The 20,906-nt window shown below is 61.7% G+C and carries 18 protein-coding genes and 2 pseudogenes; 8 read left to right on the top strand and 12 right to left on the bottom strand.

Going from position 1 to position 20,906, the window contains the following annotated elements; all coding sequences use genetic code 11:
* Positions 1-102 precede the first annotated feature (102 nt).
* A pseudogene (locus QE452_RS03025) lies at positions 103-432 on the bottom strand (transposase); the annotation flags it as partial.
* A 250-nt stretch (positions 433-682) separates the two neighbouring features.
* On the opposite strand from QE452_RS03025, the gene QE452_RS19025 reads away from it, so the two are divergent.
* Complete coding sequence (locus QE452_RS19025; RefSeq protein ID WP_405052721.1) at positions 683-1,153, top strand: nucleoside deaminase; 471 nt, start codon at positions 683-685, stop codon at positions 1,151-1,153.
* A gap of 129 nt (positions 1,154-1,282) precedes the next feature.
* On the opposite strand, the gene QE452_RS03030 is transcribed toward QE452_RS19025, so the two are convergent.
* From QE452_RS03030 to QE452_RS03040, 3 genes are all read right to left on the bottom strand, one after another.
* Positions 1,283-1,582: a hypothetical protein gene (locus QE452_RS03030; RefSeq protein ID WP_309660495.1), complete on the bottom strand. Its 300-nt coding sequence runs from the start codon at positions 1,580-1,582 to the stop codon at positions 1,283-1,285.
* A 571-nt stretch (positions 1,583-2,153) separates the two neighbouring features.
* Positions 2,154-3,320 (bottom strand): UV DNA damage repair endonuclease UvsE, encoded by a 1,167-nt coding sequence (uvsE, locus tag QE452_RS03035; protein WP_309660496.1) that lies wholly within the window; start codon positions 3,318-3,320, stop codon positions 2,154-2,156.
* Positions 3,317-4,333 carry a DHH family phosphoesterase gene (locus QE452_RS03040; protein WP_309729586.1) on the bottom strand — a complete coding sequence of 339 codons (1,017 nt, stop codon included), beginning with the start codon at positions 4,331-4,333 and terminating at the stop codon, positions 3,317-3,319. The genes uvsE and QE452_RS03040 overlap by 4 nt, the downstream gene beginning before the upstream one ends.
* A 573-nt stretch (positions 4,334-4,906) precedes the next feature.
* On the opposite strand from QE452_RS03040, the gene QE452_RS03045 reads away from it, so the two are divergent.
* Positions 4,907-5,092 (top strand): hypothetical protein, encoded by a 186-nt coding sequence (locus tag QE452_RS03045; protein ID WP_309660498.1) that lies wholly within the window; start codon positions 4,907-4,909, stop codon positions 5,090-5,092.
* Positions 5,093-5,343: 251 nt separating this feature from the next.
* Here the strand turns inward: QE452_RS03045 and QE452_RS03050 are convergent.
* Positions 5,344-6,102, bottom strand: a pseudogene (locus tag QE452_RS03050) (IS5 family transposase).
* Between the two features lie 60 nt (positions 6,103-6,162).
* Positions 6,163-6,867, bottom strand: coding sequence for an SDR family oxidoreductase (locus QE452_RS03055; protein WP_309660499.1), 705 nt, complete (start codon positions 6,865-6,867; stop codon positions 6,163-6,165).
* A 326-nt stretch (positions 6,868-7,193) separates the two neighbouring features.
* Between QE452_RS03055 and QE452_RS03060 the strand changes: the two genes are divergently transcribed.
* Positions 7,194-7,568, top strand: a complete 375-nt coding sequence (locus QE452_RS03060) for a hypothetical protein (protein WP_309729588.1) — start codon at positions 7,194-7,196, stop codon at positions 7,566-7,568.
* Positions 7,549-8,211 (top strand): family 43 glycosylhydrolase, encoded by a 663-nt coding sequence (locus tag QE452_RS03065; RefSeq protein WP_309729592.1) that lies wholly within the window; start codon positions 7,549-7,551, stop codon positions 8,209-8,211. Before QE452_RS03060 ends, QE452_RS03065 begins: the two co-directional genes overlap by 20 nt.
* A 210-nt stretch (positions 8,212-8,421) precedes the next feature.
* On the opposite strand, the gene QE452_RS03070 is transcribed toward QE452_RS03065, so the two are convergent.
* Positions 8,422-10,614 carry a penicillin acylase family protein gene (locus tag QE452_RS03070; RefSeq protein ID WP_309660501.1) on the bottom strand — a complete coding sequence of 731 codons (2,193 nt, stop codon included), beginning with the start codon at positions 10,612-10,614 and terminating at the stop codon, positions 8,422-8,424.
* Positions 10,615-10,642: 28 nt separating this feature from the next.
* Here QE452_RS03070 and QE452_RS03075 point away from each other — a divergent pair, with 28 nt between their 5' ends.
* From QE452_RS03075 to QE452_RS03090, 4 genes are all read left to right on the top strand, one after another.
* Positions 10,643-12,055 (top strand): amidohydrolase family protein, encoded by a 1,413-nt coding sequence (locus QE452_RS03075; RefSeq protein WP_309660502.1) that lies wholly within the window; start codon positions 10,643-10,645, stop codon positions 12,053-12,055.
* A 120-nt stretch (positions 12,056-12,175) separates the two neighbouring features.
* Positions 12,176-12,928 carry an SIMPL domain-containing protein gene (locus QE452_RS03080; protein WP_309660503.1) on the top strand — a complete coding sequence of 251 codons (753 nt, stop codon included), beginning with the start codon at positions 12,176-12,178 and terminating at the stop codon, positions 12,926-12,928.
* A gap of 47 nt (positions 12,929-12,975) precedes the next feature.
* A complete protein-coding gene (locus QE452_RS03085) occupies positions 12,976-13,896 on the top strand; it encodes a VOC family protein (protein WP_309660504.1) in 921 nt (306 codons plus the stop codon).
* 506 nt (positions 13,897-14,402) lie between these two features.
* Positions 14,403-14,723 (top strand): hypothetical protein, encoded by a 321-nt coding sequence (locus QE452_RS03090; protein WP_309660505.1) that lies wholly within the window; start codon positions 14,403-14,405, stop codon positions 14,721-14,723.
* Between the two features lie 334 nt (positions 14,724-15,057).
* Here QE452_RS03090 and QE452_RS03095 read toward each other — a convergent pair whose 3' ends face one another.
* From QE452_RS03095 to QE452_RS03115, 5 genes are all read right to left on the bottom strand, one after another.
* A complete protein-coding gene (locus tag QE452_RS03095) occupies positions 15,058-15,681 on the bottom strand; it encodes a methyltransferase domain-containing protein (RefSeq protein WP_309660506.1) in 624 nt (207 codons plus the stop codon).
* Positions 15,678-16,658 (bottom strand): aldo/keto reductase, encoded by a 981-nt coding sequence (locus tag QE452_RS03100; protein WP_309660507.1) that lies wholly within the window; start codon positions 16,656-16,658, stop codon positions 15,678-15,680. Before QE452_RS03100 ends, QE452_RS03095 begins: the two co-directional genes overlap by 4 nt.
* 108 nt (positions 16,659-16,766) lie before the next feature.
* A complete protein-coding gene (locus tag QE452_RS03105; protein ID WP_309660508.1) occupies positions 16,767-17,684 on the bottom strand; it encodes an NAD(P)-binding protein in 918 nt (305 codons plus the stop codon).
* Positions 17,685-17,856: 172 nt separating this feature from the next.
* A complete protein-coding gene (locus QE452_RS03110; protein ID WP_309660509.1) occupies positions 17,857-19,395 on the bottom strand; it encodes a GMC family oxidoreductase in 1,539 nt (512 codons plus the stop codon).
* The gene (locus QE452_RS03115) at positions 19,392-20,744 is read right to left on the bottom strand and encodes an alpha/beta hydrolase (protein ID WP_309660510.1); all 1,353 of its coding nucleotides are present in this window, start codon (positions 20,742-20,744) and stop codon (positions 19,392-19,394) included. Before QE452_RS03115 ends, QE452_RS03110 begins: the two co-directional genes overlap by 4 nt.
* Positions 20,745-20,906 lie beyond the last annotated feature (162 nt).

Below are 20,906 nucleotides of genomic sequence, written 5' to 3' on the forward strand. Positions count from 1 at the left end.
GTGCTGACGGCGGCATGGGACGGAACGGACACGGGCGACCTCCTGACAATAAAGCGGGAAGGTCAGTCTGCCTCAACCGGCGCTAGCCCGCGCCCATGGGATCTTTTTTACCCGCAGGCTGGATGCCGTGCGGTGCGCTTTCAAATAGGTCGCGTCGATCATGACCGTCTTCGGCTCGGCATCTGCCGCAGCCATACCCTCCATCATCCGCGTGAACACGCCGGCCTCGCCCCAGCGTTTCCAACAGTTGTACAACGTCTTGTGCGGGCCGTAATCCTTGGGCGCATCTCGCCAACGCAAGCCATTGCGGTTGACGAACACGATGCCGCTCAACACCCGCCGATCGTCGACGCGTGGCTTGCCATGGCTTTTGGGAAAGAACGGCCGCAGGCGTTCCATCTGCTCGTCCGTCAGCCAGAACAGGTCGCTCATTACCAGTCTCCTCACGGAGCCTGAATCAGATCGCGACGCTCACATCAATGGGGCCTGACCCTAAGCAGCCGATCCGCTCATATGAATGAGCGGCGGCTTTTGGGAAGCGAGAAGGCGCGTGCGAACGGCCGTTTCTGGGTCTCAACGGTATGGATAGGAGGGCAAATCACCGCCGCTGCTCACACTATCGACGAGGTCGCGACCTCGGTACACGATTGTTGCATATATACGAACGAGCTGAGAAACGATCATGGACGACCACGATCTCCACCACCTGCGCCGCTGCGTTGATCTTGCTAGGGTGGCAGTCGAGGCGGGTGATCAGCCGTTCGGGTCCATCCTTGTTTCGGCCTCGGGCAAGATACTGTTTGAAGGCCGTAACCGTGTCGGCAGGGGGGACCCGACGCGACATCCCGAGTTCGCAATCGTTCGTTGGGCAGCCAGGAACTTGTCTCCAGACGAGCGGCAAGCGGCCACAGTGTACACGTCGGGTGAGCATTGTGCGATGTGTGCAGCGGCACACGGTCTCGCGGGCATGGGTCGGATCGTCTACGCGACCTCGACAGTCCAATTGGGCGATTGGCTGGAGGAGCTTGGCCGACCCTCACTTGGCATCGCGCCGTTGAGGATCACGGACGTCATTCCAGGTGCGGAGGTCGAAGGGCCGGTGGAGGCCTTTGCCGAGGAGGTCCGCCTACTCCATTCTCAGGCACAGCGGTGAGCGACGATCAAACCTATGCCGACGCGAGCATGAACAAGTGGCAGCTTTCTGCAGGGCGTCCCGAGCTTACGAATGACCGATTCTGGGTTTTAGCTGTAAGGGGCGAAAAGTGCGCCTTCGATGCGACCCTTACGCCTTTACAGCTTTGATAATTTCAAGATCGGTTGCTCTCATCACAATCTGAATAGCTGGATTCGGCGCATTTTTCGGACCAATGTCGGCAATAAGCATATCACCATCTTGGCGCAGGATGTATCTCCAATTCGCATCCGTGTCTCTGCATGCGGGTGCGCCGAAATGATCGACCGCGTAATCAGATGCTATTGTTACGGCTCTTTGAGCTTTAGCGCCAGATAGATCAAAAGTGTCAGGTTTCGTGTAGGAACACGCCGCGACGACTAACCAGATTGATAGTGTTGCCGTTTTCATCGAAGCCGCCCTTCGTGCTTGTATACGCGCACTCTGCGCGAGCCTGCACAAGCGCCAAACTAGAATAATAAAAATGTATAATGCAAATGCTATATCGTAAAAGTGGAGTGGTAAGAGCGAGGTGTACCGTGCGGACTGACGTGTGTTGGCTGTGTATCTAAGGCATGAGCCATAGCAGCACGAGGCGGTCATATGTCGATAATCGTTCATCAGGTTACCACGTCTCATGAGGATGGAGACGGTTCATCATTGTTAGCGATACGGACGCGCATCGTCGGATGCTCGATAATTGCTGATTAGCGACGCCAGCTTGGCTGATCGAACGGCGATCAAATCACGATAAACGAGTGGCCGCTTTTGGATAACGGTCCCGAACCTATTAGCATGGCAGAAACGATCCCGCCCGGTATGGAAGATTGAGGGGGTGCATTCGTGCATAATCGGGCGTGTGCACAGACGACTATGTACAAGCTAGTGCTTTTTAGCGGGAGAACTTGGCGAGCAGATACTGATATCGAGATTTTGCCGTATCCTGAGGTTCGCCACTCAGCCTAAACGTCGCTCACCCAATTTATGCCGCTCCGGCTGGTTCTCCTTCGTCGACATCCGCCTCCGACTCTGCATCGACGCCATCGTCGAGCTTTTCTTCGTCGGCAGCCAAGGCCGAAGCATCTTGGTCCGTGATCCCGAACCTGGCCGCAACATCGGGCGCAAAGCGCAGCAGGTCCGGGCGGAGACGGAGCAGGCTTAGGTCCTTGGATTTGCCCTCCATCATCACGTCGAATGTCAAGCCGTCGGCCATGCGCATGAAGGTCGCAAATTCAAACGGGTTGGTGAAATCGGCATGGCCTGTCCAGATCGGCGGGCGCAGCACGGTCTTTACACGTGCAGACGCCTTGACCGGGGCCTTCAGCAGCTCGCCCTTCTTTGTCTTCGCTGTGCCGGCCTTGGCTGCCGCACGCGCCTTGGGTGTGATCTTTTGTTTGATTTCCCGCAGCTCAGTGCGCGGCGAGGAAAAATGAATCTTGGGGCGGCCGCCCTCGCTAGGCCAGCTTGCGAGAAAGCGTTCCAATGTGTCGCGCATGTCGAGCCGCTCGGGGTTAAGGCACCACATGTGCTGGTAGTCGAAGATCAGCCGTACACCGGTACGCTCGTGGATCCACAGCACGTCAGCGGCCGAGAAGCGGATGTCGTCATTCTCCAGCACCAGCCGGCGCTGCACATGCTCAGGGCACTGCTCCCAACCTTTGATCCAGCGGGCGCGGCTCGCCTCGTGATCGTCGTATACACCGCCTACGTGCGTGATCATCACCGCTTCGTCATTCAATTCCATCCGATCGAGCATCTCGGCTTGGCTTGATAGATCCCAGATGCTCTTCTTCGTCAGTTCCGGGTTGGGCGAGTTGAGCAGCACATATTGAGATGGGTGGAAGGACAGACGAATGTCATACTCCTTCGCCTTGGCCCCGAACGCGCGTAGTTCGGCATCGCTGTCTGCGACCATCGAGTGGAACTGCGGCAGGTCGGGATGGGTCGCATAAGGCGCGATGTCCGACGACAGGCGATACATATCGAGTTTCTTGGACTTAAGATAATCGAGCACTTGGTCGAGCAGTTCGAGCGAGCATTTCAGGTGTGGGTTCTTCTGCCATCGCCGCGTGTCCTGCGACTTGAGGTCAGGCCTGCCCATCACCTTGACGGGAAAGCCGAGACGCAAGGGACGATCGCTGCTAGTCATGCTTCTACCTGTGCCTGAGGCAGGCCGAGGCCCGCGATGAACTCGTTCCACCCTGCGATTGGCAGGGCGCCACCGGTCGCCTGAGCGTGACCGTTGCCGTAGCGTCCGTCAGCACCCGCCGGTCTGTGCCGGGCCAGAAAGGCAATGAGGTCCTGACCGGTGGCCGACCGCGCCGCGAAATGCACCCAGCCGGGCCGATAGCCACGATTGGCCGCGATTACGATCTTGTCCTTGAGGCGGCCACGCCATTGTTGTGCGATCAGAGGATGAATTTGGCAGGGGGAGTTCAGGCTGATGAGAGCCACGTCACCGACGACCAGCGGCGGAATGCGCTTGCCCTCATCCATCGCGGCGCGAACCTCTGCCTTGGCAGCGTGCAGTGCCTGCGCATCGGCGTCGTTACCCTTGGTGATCTGCTTGGGTCCATCCGCATGCAGCAGCAGGCGCAGCGCCGGTCCGGCATCCGCCAGGGCGGTGCGACGCGGTGCGTTGATCAGCGACGTCGCATCTCGAAGTGCCGTCTTGCCCCAGCGCGCCTGCGCTTCCGTCAGTTCTGGAAAGCCCAGCCCGTCCGCCATGTCGCCGATGAGCCCGATGGCTGCCAGCCATTGAAGCGCCGACTGGTCGCCAAGCGCTCCCGCGGCCCACCAAGCCAGCAGTGCTGAGGTTGGCTCAGGATCAAGCCCGTTACCGCTGATCGTGATGGCATCACGCGGCTCGCCGGTAGGGACGTGATGGTCGATAATCAGGGTCGGACAATCGGGGAGCATTGACTCAGCACGAGTGCCGAGGTCTGTGACGATCAGTCCCGCAGGTTCCAGCGCCATAACGCGGTCGCGCGTTTCCGCCTCCCAGGGTGACCCGGTCTTGCCAATTACCAGCGCCTCGGCGATCCGGCCCGCCTGACGAAGCGCACGGACCAGGATCGCTGCGGAGCCTAGGCCATCGGCATCAAAGTGGCAGAGCACGATGATGGGACCCTCATGTCCAAAACAGTCGAGTGCATCGACCATGGCCGCCCGAGCCGCAGCCTGAGCGTCTACTCCTTGAGAAAGCCTGCCAATCATACGGATGCCAACGCGGCAATAGCTGCCCGGCTCCGCTTTATTCTCAGGCGCAAGGATGTCCCTGGTCGGCCTGATGCTCGCAATCACTCGCTTTCGATATGAATTCGGCGTTAAAAGCTTGATGTTGCGAGGCTGAACGAACGGCAGAAAGCGAGGAGACAATTTTGCGCGATGAATGACCGGATGTGGGTCACTCTGCATCGCCTTCGGTTTCCCGCTGCGTGGTTTTCGATCACTTGTATACCTGTACCCCCTGTTGTACCCATCACTGTGCAACTCGCCGACAGACGGGTTGAGCGTCGACGCAAAATCAGTGACTTAGCGCGCGGTAGAATTAGGTCAGGAATCCTGTCTCCTCGACCACTTTGCAAAAATGGCTGTTTTCCGCAGTTTATGCTACTGCTGTAGCAAGTGCTGTAATGAATGCTGTAGCATTCTATGAGCCGGCTGCCGTCGGATTAGCGTTGCACTTCACAGCCCCCCCCGCATAGGCTTTTATCTGACAACGAAGGCTCTTGTATGCGAGAAACTGATGTGTCCAAATTGCGGCGGACGTGGATCGAATACACATTTGTGGCGGTAGCCGCTGGCCTTACGTCCGCGACGTTTGTCATGTTTGTCAACGGATTAGCTGATGTCGGTGATTCGCTGGGGTTCGCCGGCGCATTTGTCGGCGCGGTCATGACAATCGGCGGCGCTATTTGAGTTGAACGGCGTTAATTAACCGACGCTGCGATCAGCAACCACACATATCTAATCGAGTGCCTGCGTCGCGTTGGAAGACTCTCTTCACTTTCAACCAAATGGGTGCGGGGGATTGAGGCCCGGGAGCCAACTTACCTCGAATCAAATGTGATTTTTCCAATTTCAAATTAATGGTGCGTTTTTTTGAATAGAAAACGATTATGACAGCTATAAAGGATGGATCTTTTTATTCTAGGGTCGGGACTCGTTGATCATATCCAGAAGATAAAGGTAGTGGCGAAGGCGACGGCGGAAAAGAAGGCGGTCGGGCAGCGAACGTAGCGGGTGGCGACGCGGCGCCAGTCCTTCAGGCGGCCGAACATAATCTCGATGCGGCTGCGACGCCGGTAGCGGCGCTTGTCGTACCGGACCGGCTCGTTGCGCGACCTGCGACCTGGAATGCAGGGCTGGATGCCTTTAGCCTGGAGGGCGTCCCTGAACCAGTCGGCGTCATAGCCGCGGTCGCCAAGCAGCCACTGCGCCTTGGGCATGTCATTGAGCAGCGCTGCCGCGCCGGTGTAGTCGCTGACCTGGCCAGCCGTCATGAAGAAGCTCAAGGGGCGGGCGTTCGCGTCGGCGATGGCGTGGAGCTTGGTGTTCATGCCGCCTTTGGTGCGGCCGATCAGGCGGCCGAGATCTCCTTTTCAACCCGCAGGCTCGATGCCGTGCGGTGCGCCGTCAGGTATGTCGCGTCGATCATGACGGTCTTTGGTTCGGCATCCCCTGCAGCCAGCCCCTTCATCATCCGTGTGAACACGCCACGCTCGCCCCAACGCTTCCACCAATTGTAGAGCGTCTTGTGAGGACCATAGGCGCTGGGCACATCTCGCCAGCGCAGCCCATTGCGGTTGGCGAAGACGATGCCGCTCAGCACCCGCCGGTCATCCACACGAGGCCTGCCGTGGCTCCTGGGAAAGAAGGGACGGCGGCCGCGCCATTTGATCGCCCGTCCGCCAAAACAGGTGGCTCATCCCGGTCTCCTTGCGGAGCCTGAATCAGGATCGCGACGCCCACATCAATGGGTCCTGACCCTAATGCCCAGCCACTTGGCCGCCATCCACATGAAGGATTTCTCCTGTTATGAAAGACGCGTCTTCCAGGTACAGGACGGCCTGTACGACATCGGCAACCGTCCCCATACGTCCCAAAGGATGGTAGCGACCGAGGCCGGCGCGCGTCTCCGGCGGGTGCATCGGCGTTTCCATAATGCCGGGCGAAACCGCGTTCGCACGGATGCCGCGGGCGGCATATTCGATCGCGAGGCTGCGCGTCGCAGCGGCGAGCCCTCCCTTGGTCAGGGACGCCAGAACCGAGGGGAATTCGGCATTGGCATGCTCCGCCAGCGTGGTTACGATCTGTACGACGTGACCGCAACCGGAAGCCAGCATGACGGGCAGCGCCTGCCGGGTCATGTGGAAGAAGCCATCAAGGTTCGTCGCAATGATGCGCCGATATTGATCTTCGCTGTAATCGGTAAACGCCTCACCGATGAAGACACCCGCATTGTTGACCAGCGTGTCCACGCGGCCAAACCGGCCGACCGCTTGGGCGACGACTGCCTTCGCGGTGGCGGGATCCGCCACATCGCCGGCCACGGTGAACCAATCGGCCTCATCGGCGGGGGCGATGCTGCGCGAAACGCCGACCACGCGCCAGCCGCGGTCACGGTAACCGCGTGCGATTCCCTCGCCCAAACCCTGCGATGCACCGGTGACGATGGCAACCTTGTTCGACATGGCTCTTCCTGTTTTGCGGAAACGTGACAACGAAGCCGCACGCCAGTCGCTCCCGCGCTGATTCAGCCACCAGCGTCGTGAACCTGATGATCGCTCGAGCCTGTGCGGCTCGGCGTTCGATATGGAACGTGGCAGGTCTGCATGCTGGGCCGGGTCGGTGACATGAACAAGTGTCGGTTTTCCGAAAGTGCCGGACGCTAAGCTGAACGTCTGTTTCTGAGGCAAGCTGGCGTCAAAAACTCACGGCTTGGTATCTGTCCATCCAGGGTGTTGATCTGCTAAGACTTCTGGTTAACGCAGCGAGTGCGTCGACGGGAGTGGAAGCTATGGGCTGGCTGCGAGTTTGCGCTCTTGCGCTTGTTTCGACGTTTGCGACGTCCGCGTCGAATGGCATCTGCCAAGAACGCCATGCGCCCGGCTCCAATCCGATCATCCGCGACAAATTCCTTGCCGACCCAGCGCCGCTCGTCGTTGGCGACAGCTTGTATCTCTACGTCGACCACGACGAGGCCAAGGATGGCGAGATGTTCAACATGCGCGAGTGGTTGGTCTATTCGACCACCGACATGAAGACGTGGAAGGCTTATCCGCCGATCCTGAACATCGTCGATTTGAAATGGGACCAAGAAGGACGCTTGGGCACCGCAAGCCATTCGGAAGAATGGCAGGTTCTACCTTTACGTGCCGGCCGAGCACGATGATACGCACCCCGGCAAGGCGATCGGCGTGGCGGTGTCGGACAGCCCGACAGGACCGTTCAAGGATGCGCGCGGATCAGCCCTGATCACCAACGAGATGACGCCCAAGGGTGAGCATAGCTGGGAGGATATCGATCCCACCGTGCTCACCGACCGCGACGGTACGTCTTGGATCGCGTGGGGCAACCGGCAGTGCTACATCGCCAAGCTCAAGCCCAACATGATTGAGCTGGACGGCCCGATCACCGAAATCACGCCACCCCACTATGTCGAGGGGCCGTGGCTGCATCGACGCGGCGACCTGTATTACCTTACCTATGCCTCGATGGACCAGACGGGCAAGGATCGTAACGAGCACGTTGCTTATGCGACCGCACCGAGCATTCAGGGCCCGTGGACATATCGGGGTGAGCTGACCGGATCGGCGACCAATAGCTTTACGATCCACCCCGGCATTGCCGAATTCAAGGGGCAGTCGTACCTGTTCCTGCACAATGCATCGCTGACGATCGGCAATCAGAAAGGGGCTTTGGGGCGGCGGGCGATCACGGTCGAGCATCTCCGCTACAATCCTGATGGTACGATGAAACCCGTGATCCAGACCCAAGCCGGTGTGTCAGTGCCGCCTGCCAAAGGAATGCGGTAAGGACCTCGCGCCAGTCGAAGCCAGGGGCGCAAACACCAGCCCGGGATTTGGCGGCAAGCGAATGACGACCGCCGCTTAGCGCCTCTCGTCCGCCGTTATACCTGCCGATCTGAGATGAACGAATAGCGTGATCTGGGGAGGGGCACAGCGGCTAGGAATGACCACTTCTGGGTCATCTGGTCGTTTGTGCCCTTAGCACAGGGGCAGCGATCATGATGCGTCGCCACCGGGGCGATACACGCGCTTGACATGACCGGCGAGCTCGTCCGGGTAGAAGTAGACCGGCCGAAGGCGGCCGCTGGCGTATCGGTCGACCTGGTCGACGAAGTGAGGTGAGGCCTGATGACTGCTCTGCCCGCCCGCCATCACGGCCATTGCTCTCACGCGCGGACCGAACTCGACCACCGCGACGAAGCTGTTGCCGCTCGTGCCGTAGTAGCGATGCGTTCCCGGCCACGTCTTTGCGCCGAACGAGGCAAGGCTACCCCATTGCGCCGAGGTAAAGGGCACTGGGGTCGACGGCGTCGTGTCGTCGAAATGCGGTTGGATGGCGCCGTCGAGTCTCTGGAAGCGGTTAATCGCCTGCCACGGTGTCCGCCACGTGCCGAAATCTCGCTTCAGTTGCGCGACCGCCGTTTCCAGCGCGGCGAGCTTGGCGGCGGCATCGACGCGGGTGGCGATATAGTCGGGCACGTTGGTCCGCTCCGCCTGTGCGAAGCTGCCGACCTCTCGCCAGAGCTGATCGCCCCAGTAGACAGCCAGGCTGGTCGCGACGGAGTCGTTGCCCCAACAATGATCCCATCGGGCGAGCGTGGCGATCGGCGCGGCCAGTCTGCGCCGGCGCGGGTCATTCGCCGGCAATGCACGCCATGCGGCGACGAGGCCGGGCAGCAGCCGCGCGAAGGCAGGCAGGTAGGGATCGTAAGCGGCGGCGCGTAGCCGCTCGGGCGTCCATCTGCGCTTGCCGGTCAGCAGGAGGTCGGCGTGTTCGCCGCGGGCGTTGCCGCCGACCTGATCCATGTAGCGCGGATAGTCAGCTGCCTTGGGACTATCCGGTCCGGCGGCGCTCCACGGCCAGTCGTTGGTGTTGTGGACCCAGCCAACCCGTGGGTTGGTGACGCTTGGCAGGCTGGCAAGCGGGTGCAGCCCGCGCCAGTCGGTCGCGGGATCACTGCCGTCGACAGGGCGGGTGTAGTCGAATCGATCATCGCGCACTGGCATGAACTGCGGCATCAGGAACGCGATCTCGCCCCTGTCATCGGCGAACAGCGTGTCGTTCGACGAATTCGCCTTCCGCTCGGCCACCGCAACATACGAGGCAAGGTCGGTGGCCTTGGTGCGCAACCAGCTCTGCTCCAGCGCCGGGACGGGCCGCCACATCAGGGCGGTCGCGATCCATCGACCGTTCTTCGCCGCGACGATCGGACCATGATGTGTGCGCCAAGTCGTGAACCGCCGCTCGCCCAGGCTACCGTCGGACTGGCGCAAGCGGATCGTCACCGTGCGCGCCGCGGCCGGGCGCGTCTCGCCACCGTAGCGGTAGGCCCAGCCGCTGCCGCGACGTACCATCGCCTCGGCGAACTGGTCGACATTGTCGACGGTGGAGGAGGTGTGCATCCAGCCGGCGTGCGCGTTGAACCCCTGATAGACGAAGAACTGTCCCCAGGTGCTGGCGCCATAGGCATTCAGCCCGTCGTCGCTCGTCATCTGCGCTTCCGAGCGGAAGTAGAAACTGGTGTGCGGGTTGATGAGGAGGAGCCCCCGGCCTTTGGCGGTCAGCTTCGGCGCGATGGCGATGCCGTTCGACCCCGAAGGTTCGCGCGGGACCGCCCCCAGCTCTTCCGGCGTCGGTAGGGTCGGCTGGCCGTAGAAGCTCTTGAGGTCGGCGAGCGAAATGCGCTCGATATCGCCGCCAATGCTGCCTTCGGTGAAGCTCAGCGCCATCCACGGTTCGAACCGGGTCAACACCCTTGGCTTTACCCGCGGGTGCGTCGTGAGGTAAAAATTCAGCCCGTCCGCCCAAGCGTCCATCAGCGTGCGCAGCCAGGCGGGGCTGGCGACGTATTGGGCCTGAAGTTCAGCCGGATCGACGAACAGTCGCTGGCGCAGGTCGGCCCAGATCGCTTGTTCGCCATCCGCCTCGGCGGTGCGACCGAGCGCGGTCAGATAATTGGCCTCGATCCGTGCGAAGTCGTCCTCTGCCTGCGCATAACTCATGCCGAATACCGCGTCGGCGTCGCTGCGGCCGTGTATGTGGGGGATGCCCCAATCGTCCCGCGTGATCGTCACCCGCGCCGCCTCGGCCTGCCACCGTGCCATGTCGGGAGCGGACGCGGCGGCGGTCGTCGCCAGAAAGGCTGCGAAGATCAGCGGATTGCGCGTGTGCCGCAGGAGGGTAACCATGACGCTAGCGTAGAACGGGGAGTGAGGCATGGCCAAGCACTGGTTGGCGATCGTGATGGCAATGATGCTCGCTGGAGCCAGCGCGCCACCGGTCGACCGCGAGACGGGTACCGCGACGTTACTGCGTCCCGCGGGGGTGTTCGACGGCGTCGACGGGAAGGTGCATGCCAACTGGCAGGTGCTGGTGCGCGGCGATCGGATTGTCGCAGTCGGCCCAAACCTCGCCGTTCCTGCAGGCGCGCAGATCATCGACCTCGCTGGTGACACGCTGATGCCGGGCATGATCGAAGGACATGGTCATCTGTTCCTCCATCCCTATGACGAAGCGAGCTGGGACGACCAAGTGCTGCATGAACCGCTGGCCCTGCGCACGGCTCGCGCAGTGGCGAACGCTCGCGCGACCTTGCGGGCGGGCTTCACCAGCGAGCGCGATCTTGGCACCGAGGGCGCAGGCTATGCCGATGTCGGGCTGAAGGCGGCGATCGATCGGGGAATCGTCGAGGGGCCACGGCTGAGCGTCGCGACGCGCGCGATCGTCGCGCTTGGTGCCTACGGTCCCAAGGGGTTCGAGCCGGGCGTTGCCATCCCGCAAGGTGCGGAGGAGGTCTCAGGCGTGGAGCAAATGATTGCCGCCGTGCGTCGGCAGATCGCGGCCGGAGCGGACTGGGTAAAGCTCTATGCCGACTATCGCTGGCGGCCAGGCGAGGAGAGTCATGCGACGCTCAGTCTTGACGAAATCCGGGCGGCGGTGGTGGCGGCGCATGATGCCGGACGTCCTGTTGCAGTCCACGCATCAACTGTAGAGGGCATGCGCCGAGCGACCGAGGCGGGCGTCGACACGATCGAGCACGGTTATGGAGGCACGCCCGCGATTTTCGCGATGATGGCGGCGAAGAAGATCGCCCTCTGTCCAACGCTCGCTGCCGCCGACGCAAGCGCCCGCTATCGCGGTTGGAACGGCGCAGAGCCGGCGCCCGCCGCCGTGCAGACGAGCCGCGCCAGCCTCCGCTTGGCCCTCGCCGCCGGCGTCCCGATCTGCATGGGTGGCGACGTTGGCGTGTTCGCACACGGCACGAACGCACGCGAAATGGAACTGATGGCAGCGGCCGGGATGACGCCGGCGCAGGTGCTGATCGCCTCCACCTCGGGCAACGCACGCTGGATGCGGATGGGCGATCACCTCGGCGCGGTAAAGCCGGGCCTGCTCGCCGACCTGATCGCCGTTGCCGGAAATCCGACTTTGCAGTTTGCCGCCGTTCGCTCCGTGCGGCTGGTGATCAAGGGCGGCACCATCGTTCGCCTGCAGCAAGATGCAGCCGCTTTAGCCTTCAGGAGCTGGCGGGACGAAAAAGAACGAATGACCGGTACTGGGAGGTCGGCGCGAGGCGTCGAATGGCCGCAACCGGGTCGGCAGGAAGACCCTCTAAATTATCGTTTGTGAGGCGCGTTTGATGCAAGCTGACATGCGCTTCCACTAAAAGGTGGTAATGCCCCATGAGCTTCGCCTTGCCGTTTCCGCCGGTTTGAAGGATGCTGAGCGCAAACAGGAGAGGCTAAGGGCATGATGCGTTTGCTGCTTGCGAGTGCCGCACTGCTCCCCCAGTCCGGGATCGCTCAAAATGCCTCTGAACGCACTGTGCAAGTGACGGGCGTGGGCATTGTTCAAACTGTTCCGGACATCGCGAACCTCGACATCTACCTCCGTGGCGAGGGGCCTACGCCAGACGCGGCCACCGCTGCGCTCTCGGCGAAGCAGAAGGCGGTCAGCACCGGGGTGGCAGATTTGTTGGGGCCGAGCAGCGACTTCACCACCAGCAATGTCACTGTGATCGAAGCCCGGGGCGGTGGGTGCGCAGATGCGCGTGGCTATGGAAGTCAACCCCGTCTCAGCAGTGGCGAGTGCGCAGTAGCCGGCTTCATTGCAACCATGCAGGCCCGTGTTCGAACCCAGGCAGTCGAGAAGGCCGCGACAGCTGCTGGTCTTGCATCCCGTCTCGGTGCCAGTGATGCCCGATTGCAGGGATTTGTACTGTCAGACCCGAAGGCGGCGCAGGGGAGGGCGAGCGCAGCGGCGGTCAGCGATGCGCGGCAACGGGCGGAAGCTCTTGCAACGGGTGCGGGGCTGCGGCTCGGCCCGATCGTTACCGTTCATGATCAGCCCAGCTTCGACCTCACAGTGTCCGCCTCGCGGATAGGGGTGAACGCGCCCGCTGCACCGCCAGCACCGCGCGTTTCACCTGTCGTGCTTGATACGAAGCCCACGCCGGTCGAGACCAGAGCTCAAGTTACCATCACCTACGCGCTCCTACCTTAAGTTGCTGCCGAAGTGACGCAAACTTCCCGTATTTCAGGAGCCTGCCAATGATCGCTCGTGTCGTGCTGGCAACAGCGGCCGCCGTAACGCTGCTCGGTGCAGCAAACGCGCCAGAGCCAAGGCCGCCAATTACAGGCGTATCTCATCTCGCCGTCTATGCTCGTGACATGAGCAAGGCCGATCAATTTTATACGCACGTTCTTGGAGCAAGGAAGGGCGGCGACCCGGAAAACCCAAACGGCGTTCGCTATTATCTCAGTAAGCGCCAGTTCGTCGAAGTTCTGCCCGCCGGAGCAAGGCAGGGTGCCAGTATGCTCGCACATGTCGCCTATACGACCCCCGATGCGCGCGCCTTGCGTACATGGCTGCAGAAGCGCGGGGTAGGAAAGCTCGGCCGTATCCAGCGTAGTCCGGAAGGCGAGTTGTGGTTTGCGACGCTCGACCCGGAAGGCAATGGGGTTCAGTTCGTCCAACCGGCGAGTGACGCCGATACGCCGGTGCCGGGTGCGATCAGCGGACGGATCATCCATGTCGGCTATGCGGTGCACGATCGAGCGAGACAGGACGGTTTCTACCGACAGCTGCTTGGTTTCCGCCCCTACTGGTTTGGCGCGTTCAAGCCCGACAAGGTCGACTGGGTATCGCAACAAACCCCCGATGGTCGTGATTGGCTGGAATATATGATGGTCGGTGCCGGATCGGACGTGACCGATGACAAAGTCGATGCTCGCCAGTTCGGCGTCCTCAACCACCTCTCATTAGGTGTTCCGAACATGCAAGCTGCCGTCACGACGCTTTATCGTGAGGATCGGCTTAGTGCCAAGCACGATGGCCCGCAGATGGGACTGGACGGCAAGTGGCAGGCAAACCTCTATGATCCCGACGGCACGCGCGTGGAGCTTATGGAGTTCCAGCCGGTCATGAAGCCATGCTGCTCCCCCTTCACGGCCGACAGCCCGACACGCTAGTCAGGATCATGGCTCGATTGCCAGCAGTCGAGCTGGTCGGCCAGATCAGTGAAGCTGTTCGCCTTCCGATTCCAATCTTCCCGCTGATGAGGTCACGTCAGCCCATTCGGGCAAGCTGCGGCGTCGGAGCCTTGTAGCAGAAATGCACTATATCATAGGTATATGGGCACGATATGACCGCGGTTTACGCGATGCTAACCTCAAGGCATGAGCAAGCAACCTGATCCATTTTCCGACCCTATCGAACGTGTTGGCGCGGAGGAGCGAGATTACCTGCTTGCTCGTGCCGCGGCCCACCGGGCGATGGCGGAAGGGTCGAACGAGGCAGGACCAAGGCTGATCCATTCCCGCCTGGAAGAGCTCTACCGCGAGAGAGCTACCACGCTCGGCCTGGTAGGTCAGGACTAGCAACTGGTGCAACGATACCAGGAACGCGCATTACTGCCGTGAGTTAGTGCGTCCGGACCGGCCGGTTTTTCGCTGCAGGGGTCCGGGAGGACACACAGATGCGATGGCTGGCCATGGCGCTGATTGGCGCAACCACTTTGACCGCCTGTGCGGCACCTGCCACCCGTATATCTACGGGCCTGCAGCGCTACGGTCTGGATGAGCCCCGCTCGGATTGCGTCGGCGGCCGCCTGCAGAACGACCTGTCACTCGGCCAGTTGCAACAACTCGGGCGCGCAGCGGCCGCCTATCGTCGAGGTGATAGCGATCCAACGAAGCTGACCGTCAGCGACCTTCTGCGCGTAGCGGGTGAGATGAAAGATCCCGCCATTGCATTGGCGGTAGGCAAGGCCGCCGCAGGTTGTGGCGTGCTGCCCTGACCCACCTTGTCTACCTCTAATTTCACAAGGGATACGAAGATGAACAAGGATGAGTTTCAAGGCGGCGCACGCTATGTCGAAGTCAAGGTCGAGAAGGGGATCGGCGATGGCGTCGAAAATAAGAAGAGATAGGTCAAAATATGCGCCTGTGATCACGGGCGCATCCCATATTCTTTAATGTACGACACAGAGCAGGTTGCGCCGCGGCTTTTTGTAACGCAGGGTAACTTTCGCTTTTAACGGTGAGCGGATGTCTGAAGTTGTGCCGCACGTTGAAGGCGTAGAATGTCTGCTACTGGGTCTACGCGGGCGGGAAGTTAACGCATTGGCGTAGTCACTTGGTGCCAGTGACTAGGATCAGCGGATCTCCCGTGCTGCCATCGGCCAGCACCTCGGTTTCCACCGCGGCGAATTTGGACTGCTCCATGTACAGGTGGATCAGGCGCGCCTGTCCGGCCATATCGAGCGCCCGCCAGATACGTACGGCTTTCGTCGGAAAGCAGCGGTTTGAATAGCTGACGGCGAAAAGCCCGCCCGGCCGCAACACGCGGCGAACCTCAGCAAAGACCTCTACCGGTCGCTGGAGATACTGAACTCCGACGCAACACAGAGCTATATCGACGCTACCATCGGGCAGCAGCAGCGCGGGCGTAGCATTTAGATCGGTGATGAACCATTGGTCGAGGCGATCATTGGCCCGCAACTCGGCTGCGTTCATGCCGTGGCCGATGACTTCGGCGGTTGCGAGCGCCGCCGGCAGGTGGCTGATCCAGCTAGACATCAGATCGAGCACGACAGCGTTCGGAGGTATGACGCGGGCGTAATAGGCGGTCAGGGCCGCGACCGCGTCATCGTCGATGTGCGAGACGAGGCGTGGGGGCGCATAGAAGGCGAGATCGTCGCCTTCATCCTGCTTGTCGAACGCGTTCGCCGGCAGCTCGACGCGTAAGCCGCTCACGCGAAGCCGACGACGGCATGCGGAACATAGGGCGCTTCCAGCCGAGCGATCTCTGTCTCGGTAAGCCCGACCGCGAGCGCGGCGATCGCGTCGTCGAGATGTGCGTGTTTGGAAGCGCCGATGATCGGCGCCGATACCTCGGACTTGGCCAACACCCAGGCAAGTGCGATCTGCGCGCGAGGCACGCCACGTTCTGTTGCGACTGTCGCAACCGCTTCCACGACCTTGCGATCCGCCTCAACGGTGTGGGCGTAGAGCGTCTTTCCGAATTCGTCAGTTTTCGACCGCTCCGTCTGATCGTTCCAATCGCGCGTCAAGCGGCCGCGGGCCAGCGGGCTCCACGGAATGACCCCGATTCCCTCCGCCTCGCACAGCGGTAGCATCTCGCGCTCTTCCTCGCGGTAGAGCAGATTGAGATAGTTCTGCATCGTCGCAAAACGGGTCCAGCCATTGGCCTCGGAGACGTGGAGCATGGTCGCGAATTGCCACGCGTACATCGACGAGGCGCCGATGTAGCGCGCCTTGCCTGCCTTCACGACGTCGTGAAGTGCCTCCAGCGTCTCCTCGATCGGTACCTCATGATCGAAGCGGTGTATCTGGTAGAGGTCGATGTAATCGGTGCCGAGCCGCTTCAGGCTAGCGTCGATCTCCGCCATGATCGCTTTGCGGGACAGGCCTGCACCGTTCGGCCCGGGCCGCATGCGACCGTGCACCTTGGTGGCGATCACGACCTCGTCGCGGCGCGCGAACTCCTTGAGCGCGCGGCCGACAATTTCTTCGGACGTCCCATCCGAATAGACATTGGCGGTGTCGAAGAAATTGATCCCGGCCTCGACTGCCTTGCGCAGGAGCGGACGGCTTATCTCTTCATCGAGTGTCCACGCGTGGTTGCCGCGATCCGGTGTACCGTAGGTCATACATCCAAGGCACAAGCGTGACACGTCGAGGCCGGTGCTGCCGAGTTTTGTATATTCCATGTGCCGTCTCACGCTGGGGGTTTGACGAATTGAACGGGCGGGATGACGATGTGCTCCACGTTCTTGATTATGCGTGGAGGTGTATGGATCAGAACGCTGACAGGCTCGTCAGCAGTCCCCGATCTGCATGGCAAGCCTTTGACCCGATAGCCATGCGGCCTCAACCCGAGGTCCCATCAGCCAGTCGCCACAAGCACCAAGCTTGATCTCGGCGTTCCAAATCGCGCCGCGGTCCAAAGCTGTAGCCTTTGCATATCGCCAACGATGGGCACTGGTCGCGATGGCCTTCATCTGGTCGGTGCCGATATGGGCACCCAACGCTGCAAGCAGTGCCTGCTCAATTATCGCTGGTTGATCTTCAAGATGCTCGCGTGACCACTCAGCTGTGGCTTGAAGGACCCAAGCCTCGGGTCCAGTGCGCCCTGGCTTTGTCGAGTTGCGGACGGCCGAGCCGAGGATGCCAAGATTTGTCAGCCGGTCACTGTCGATGGGCAGTGGACTATCGAATGCCGCCATGACCGCCCAACACGGATCGGATACCGCAGAGCGGGCGGCGTCGGCTATCGATGCGTCATGCTCACAAGCCAAGGCTGGAACCTGTTGGGCTGGGATCGACAGAATGACAGCGTCAAATACGTCTCTGTCCAACCGCCATTGACCGTCATGATGAAGCGTGTCGATGCGGGTATTCCATCGGACATCGCACTCATCTGCCATCGCTCGTATTGGCGTGTTCATCGACGGCATACCGACCCAGGCATCATCACCTGCCGACGGCCAGGGGGCGACCTGACCGGCCTCTGCCCAAAGTGCGACCCGTGCAATGAAGGCGGGATCGCGAACCGTGAAGTACTGGGCGCCGTGATCGAACGACGCTTCACCGAGCGGCGTGCCCATCCGGCGCGTCGACATCCTCCCGCCAGGACCACGCCCTTTATCAAACAGCACCGAAGAGTGACCCTGCTCGTGTAGCTTCTGCGCACAGGATAGTCCTGCCATCCCCGCTCCGACGATACCTATCCGCATCCTGCTCCCATCCGACTATATGGCAGCCGACTTCTTGGCGGCCTCGGTGGTGATGAAACGACGGGGCGGGTCAATGGAGCCGACTGGTGGACGATGTCATGATAGCCGCGTGTCGAGCTTCGATATCTCACGAACCGCCGGATTGAACATCCTTATAAGCAACACCGTTTGCCTACCGTGATGCCTGAAGAAACCGGTCCGCCGTTCTGAGCGACAAGGCCATGATGGTCAGTGCCGGATTAGCGGCCAGTGCGCTGGGGAATACGGAATTGTCGCAGATCAACAGATTGGGAATGTCGAAGCTGCGTCCGTCGCGGTCGACCACCGCCTGGTCGCCGGAGTCGCCCATTCGACAGGTGCCGATCGTATGCGCGGAACGATCGACCGCGAAGATGTCGTGGGCGCCCGCCGCTTCCCAGATCGCGGTCATTGCCCGGCGCGCATGACGATCGATCGCGCGTTCGTTGGCGTGATAGCTGAAGTCGATGCGCGCTTTACGATGCCCGAAGCTATCGACTTCGTCCGACAGCGTCAGGCGATTGTCGGGGTGCGGCAGGCAGTCGCCGTTGATCCCGATCCCGGCCATGCTGTTGTAGCCGCGCAGCAATTCTTGCAGTCGCGGACCCCACATGCCCGCACCGCGCGCCAGTCCGTTGGCGAGGTTGACCGGGAGTACGCCGAGGCTCTGGATCAGGTAGCCGCCGACGAAATCGGCATCGGCGGGGCGTATCCTATCCTCGGTGATCAGCGAAGAGGGATAGCCGCGATTCATCCGCATCGTGGCGTCGAAGCTGCCCCAAACCTGCGTCGCGACATGGGCCATGAAGTTGCGCCCGATCTGCCCGCTGGAATTGGCCAGGCCAAGATTCAAGAGAAGGCGCGGCGTCTCCACACCGCCAGCACACAGGAATACCGCGCGACAGCGCTGACGGCAGTTTTCACCATTATGGTGATAAACTACCCCGGAGATCTGGCCGGCATCGTCGAACTCGAAAGACAGGACGCGCGCCTGGGCGCGTACCTCTGCGCCGTGTGCCATCGCGCGCGGCAAGTAGGTGGTATCCATGCTGGTCTTGGCGGCATTACGACATCCTTGATGGCAAGTGCCGCAATTGACGCACGCCTGCCGCTGTCCCCAGTGCGGCTGATCGCGGTCGCGTGAAACCAACGCTGCGGGCGCATCGGTGACGGTGATGCCGATTGCTTCGCAACCACGTGCCATAGCATCGGCCGAGGCGTTGCGCGCGACCGGCGGATAGGCATAGCGACGCGCATCGTCCCAAGGATAATGTGCTGGGCCTGACACGCCGGTGTCCGCCTCGACACGGGCGATATAGTTGATCAGCTCGCCATGCGCGACCGGCCAGTCGGCACCTTCGCCGGTCAGTGTCTTGAGTTGAAGGTCGCGAGGGTCAGGACGCGGGCAGAATGCGCCCCAGTGTAGCATCGACCCGCCGACGCCCATGCCGGAATTATTTGAACCAAAGGCGGTCGGATCGTCCCCTCCGCTCAGCCGCTCTTCCATCCAATAAATGTCTGCGGCGAGTTCGTCGGCGACATGCTCATGCGGCTGGAAAGCGCGGCCTGCCTCGAGCGCCACGACCGACAGCCCCGCCTCGGCAAGGCTGGCGAGCAGCGGCGCGCCACCAGCACCGGTGCCGATGACGACCGCGTCGACCGTATCATTGCCGGAATAGGGAGCGCGACTCATGCATTCACCTCCGCGGCGATCTGCCAATGTTCGAGGTCGTTTGCGGCGGTACGGCTATAGCCCTGCTTGCGAGGGCCATCGCCACCAACCGCAAAACCATCATAGCCAATCGCGGCCATGGCTGCGGGGGTGGCTATCCATTGTCGCGCGATCTCGGCCCGAACATCCTGAAACCACAAGGTCATCTGAGTGGGCGAGAGGCAATCGGCGGTGGCGACGACGCCAACCTCACCGCCATCGATGCGGGTCAGCCAATCATGCTGCTCCGCAAACGACAGTGCGGCGAACCCCCCGGTCAGTGCATCCAGTGTCGCCAGCCCGTACGCCCAGGCCTGTGGATCAGCGGGCAGAGCGGCGAAGCGCCAGCCATCACCTTCGCCGTGAACCGCTACCCCAACGCGACGCGCAAGCGCACGGTCGGCACCCGCATCGGGTAGCACCTGCGCAATGAGCGCGGCTACCGTATCGAGTTGTGCCGCCGACCAGCCCGAGACGTCGTCAGACAAAGGGCGGGTACGCTCCAGCATCACTGCGCGCGCGCGGGCGCTGACGCGTTCCGAGCCGAGCAGCTGCACAAAGCCGTCGGGCAAAGCCGCCCCGGCAATCGCATCGACATGTTGGGCTATGACCGCGGCGAGCGCGCCGGGCTGTTCGTAGGGGATCAGGTGCGCAGCATTTAAGACGACGTGGACCGTGGCATTTGGGTAATGCGGCAGGTTCAATCGTCGCTGTGCCTCCTCACCAAGGTCGCTGTCCTCGCCCCCCGCGACGATCAACGTCGGAATCGTTATCTGCCCTACATGCGCGCGCCAATCCTCGTTCGCGCCGCGCTCCAGCCAGGCGAGCCAAGCCTCGCGGCTCGAGCGCATGACATCGGCGATCGCGCGGTCGCGCAGGGAAGGGGGAAGCGGTCGCGCGGTGTTGGCGTCGACAAATGCTTCCGCATCATCGTGCGCGACTGCGCCACCGGCGACCCAACCGATCATCTCGGCGCGACGCTGCTCATTGATCGGCTCGGGTGCGGGCGGGGAGGCGGCGACCAGAACGACCCCCAATATTCCCGCCAGTCCTACTTCGCCTGCAACGGCGCGCGCGGCTACCAGCGTGGCGATCTTACCGCCCATGCTGTGCCCAACGAGCACGCATGCGGTCAGGCGGTGCGCGCGAACCATGTCCGCCAAATCGTCCGCCATCGCGGCGACATCGGCATAGCCGTCGTCGGCGCGAGCGCCGAATCCGGAGAGATCGAGGGCGAGGCAGGACCGGTCGGGCAGGTGGCTGCGAACCAGATCCCACTCGGCGGCACTGGTTCCAAGTGCATGTAGAAAAACTAAAGTCGGTTGGGTCACGCGGTCTTATCCAGCTGAAGCCCGTGCTGGACGCTACAGATGCCTACCCGTTCCCGTTTGATGTCGCAGCTGCGAAATTAATTCGAACCCAGGTGGCGGTCACCAAATATTGGGCGGCGCTTGGGAACCCCCGACGGCAGTGAGCGCTTCGGCAGCACGTCC

The sequence above is a fragment of the Sphingomonas sp. SORGH_AS_0438 genome (genome assembly GCF_031453475.1).
Taxonomy (GTDB): domain Bacteria; phylum Pseudomonadota; class Alphaproteobacteria; order Sphingomonadales; family Sphingomonadaceae; genus Sphingomonas.

Bases quoted from the DNA above. Each gene is read 5' to 3' on its own strand.
- QE452_RS03055 (WP_309660499.1), bottom strand. From the start codon at position 6,867: ATGTCGAACAAGGTTGCCATCGTCACCGGTGCATCGCAGGGTTTGGGC.
- QE452_RS03045 (WP_309660498.1), top strand. From the start codon at position 4,907: ATGCGAGAAACTGATGTGTCCAAATTGCGGCGGACGTGGATCGAATAC.
- QE452_RS03110 (WP_309660509.1), bottom strand. From the start codon at position 19,395: ATGAGTCGCGCTCCCTATTCCGGCAATGATACGGTCGACGCGGTCGTC.
- QE452_RS03100 (WP_309660507.1), bottom strand. From the start codon at position 16,658: ATGGAATATACAAAACTCGGCAGCACCGGCCTCGACGTGTCACGCTTG.
- QE452_RS03105 (WP_309660508.1), bottom strand. From the start codon at position 17,684: ATGCGGATAGGTATCGTCGGAGCGGGGATGGCAGGACTATCCTGTGCG.
- QE452_RS03070 (WP_309660501.1), bottom strand. From the start codon at position 10,614: ATGGTTACCCTCCTGCGGCACACGCGCAATCCGCTGATCTTCGCAGCC.
- QE452_RS03090 (WP_309660505.1), top strand. From the start codon at position 14,403: ATGCGATGGCTGGCCATGGCGCTGATTGGCGCAACCACTTTGACCGCC.
- QE452_RS03040 (WP_309729586.1), bottom strand. From the start codon at position 4,333: ATGGTCGATGCACTCGACTGTTTTGGACATGAGGGTCCCATCATCGTG.
- QE452_RS03085 (WP_309660504.1), top strand. From the start codon at position 12,976: ATGATCGCTCGTGTCGTGCTGGCAACAGCGGCCGCCGTAACGCTGCTC.
- QE452_RS03030 (WP_309660495.1), bottom strand. From the start codon at position 1,582: ATGAAAACGGCAACACTATCAATCTGGTTAGTCGTCGCGGCGTGTTCC.
- uvsE (WP_309660496.1), bottom strand. From the start codon at position 3,320: ATGACTAGCAGCGATCGTCCCTTGCGTCTCGGCTTTCCCGTCAAGGTG.
- QE452_RS03075 (WP_309660502.1), top strand. From the start codon at position 10,643: ATGGCCAAGCACTGGTTGGCGATCGTGATGGCAATGATGCTCGCTGGA.
- QE452_RS03060 (WP_309729588.1), top strand. From the start codon at position 7,194: ATGGGCTGGCTGCGAGTTTGCGCTCTTGCGCTTGTTTCGACGTTTGCG.
- QE452_RS03080 (WP_309660503.1), top strand. From the start codon at position 12,176: ATGATGCGTTTGCTGCTTGCGAGTGCCGCACTGCTCCCCCAGTCCGGG.
- QE452_RS19025 (WP_405052721.1), top strand. From the start codon at position 683: ATGGACGACCACGATCTCCACCACCTGCGCCGCTGCGTTGATCTTGCT.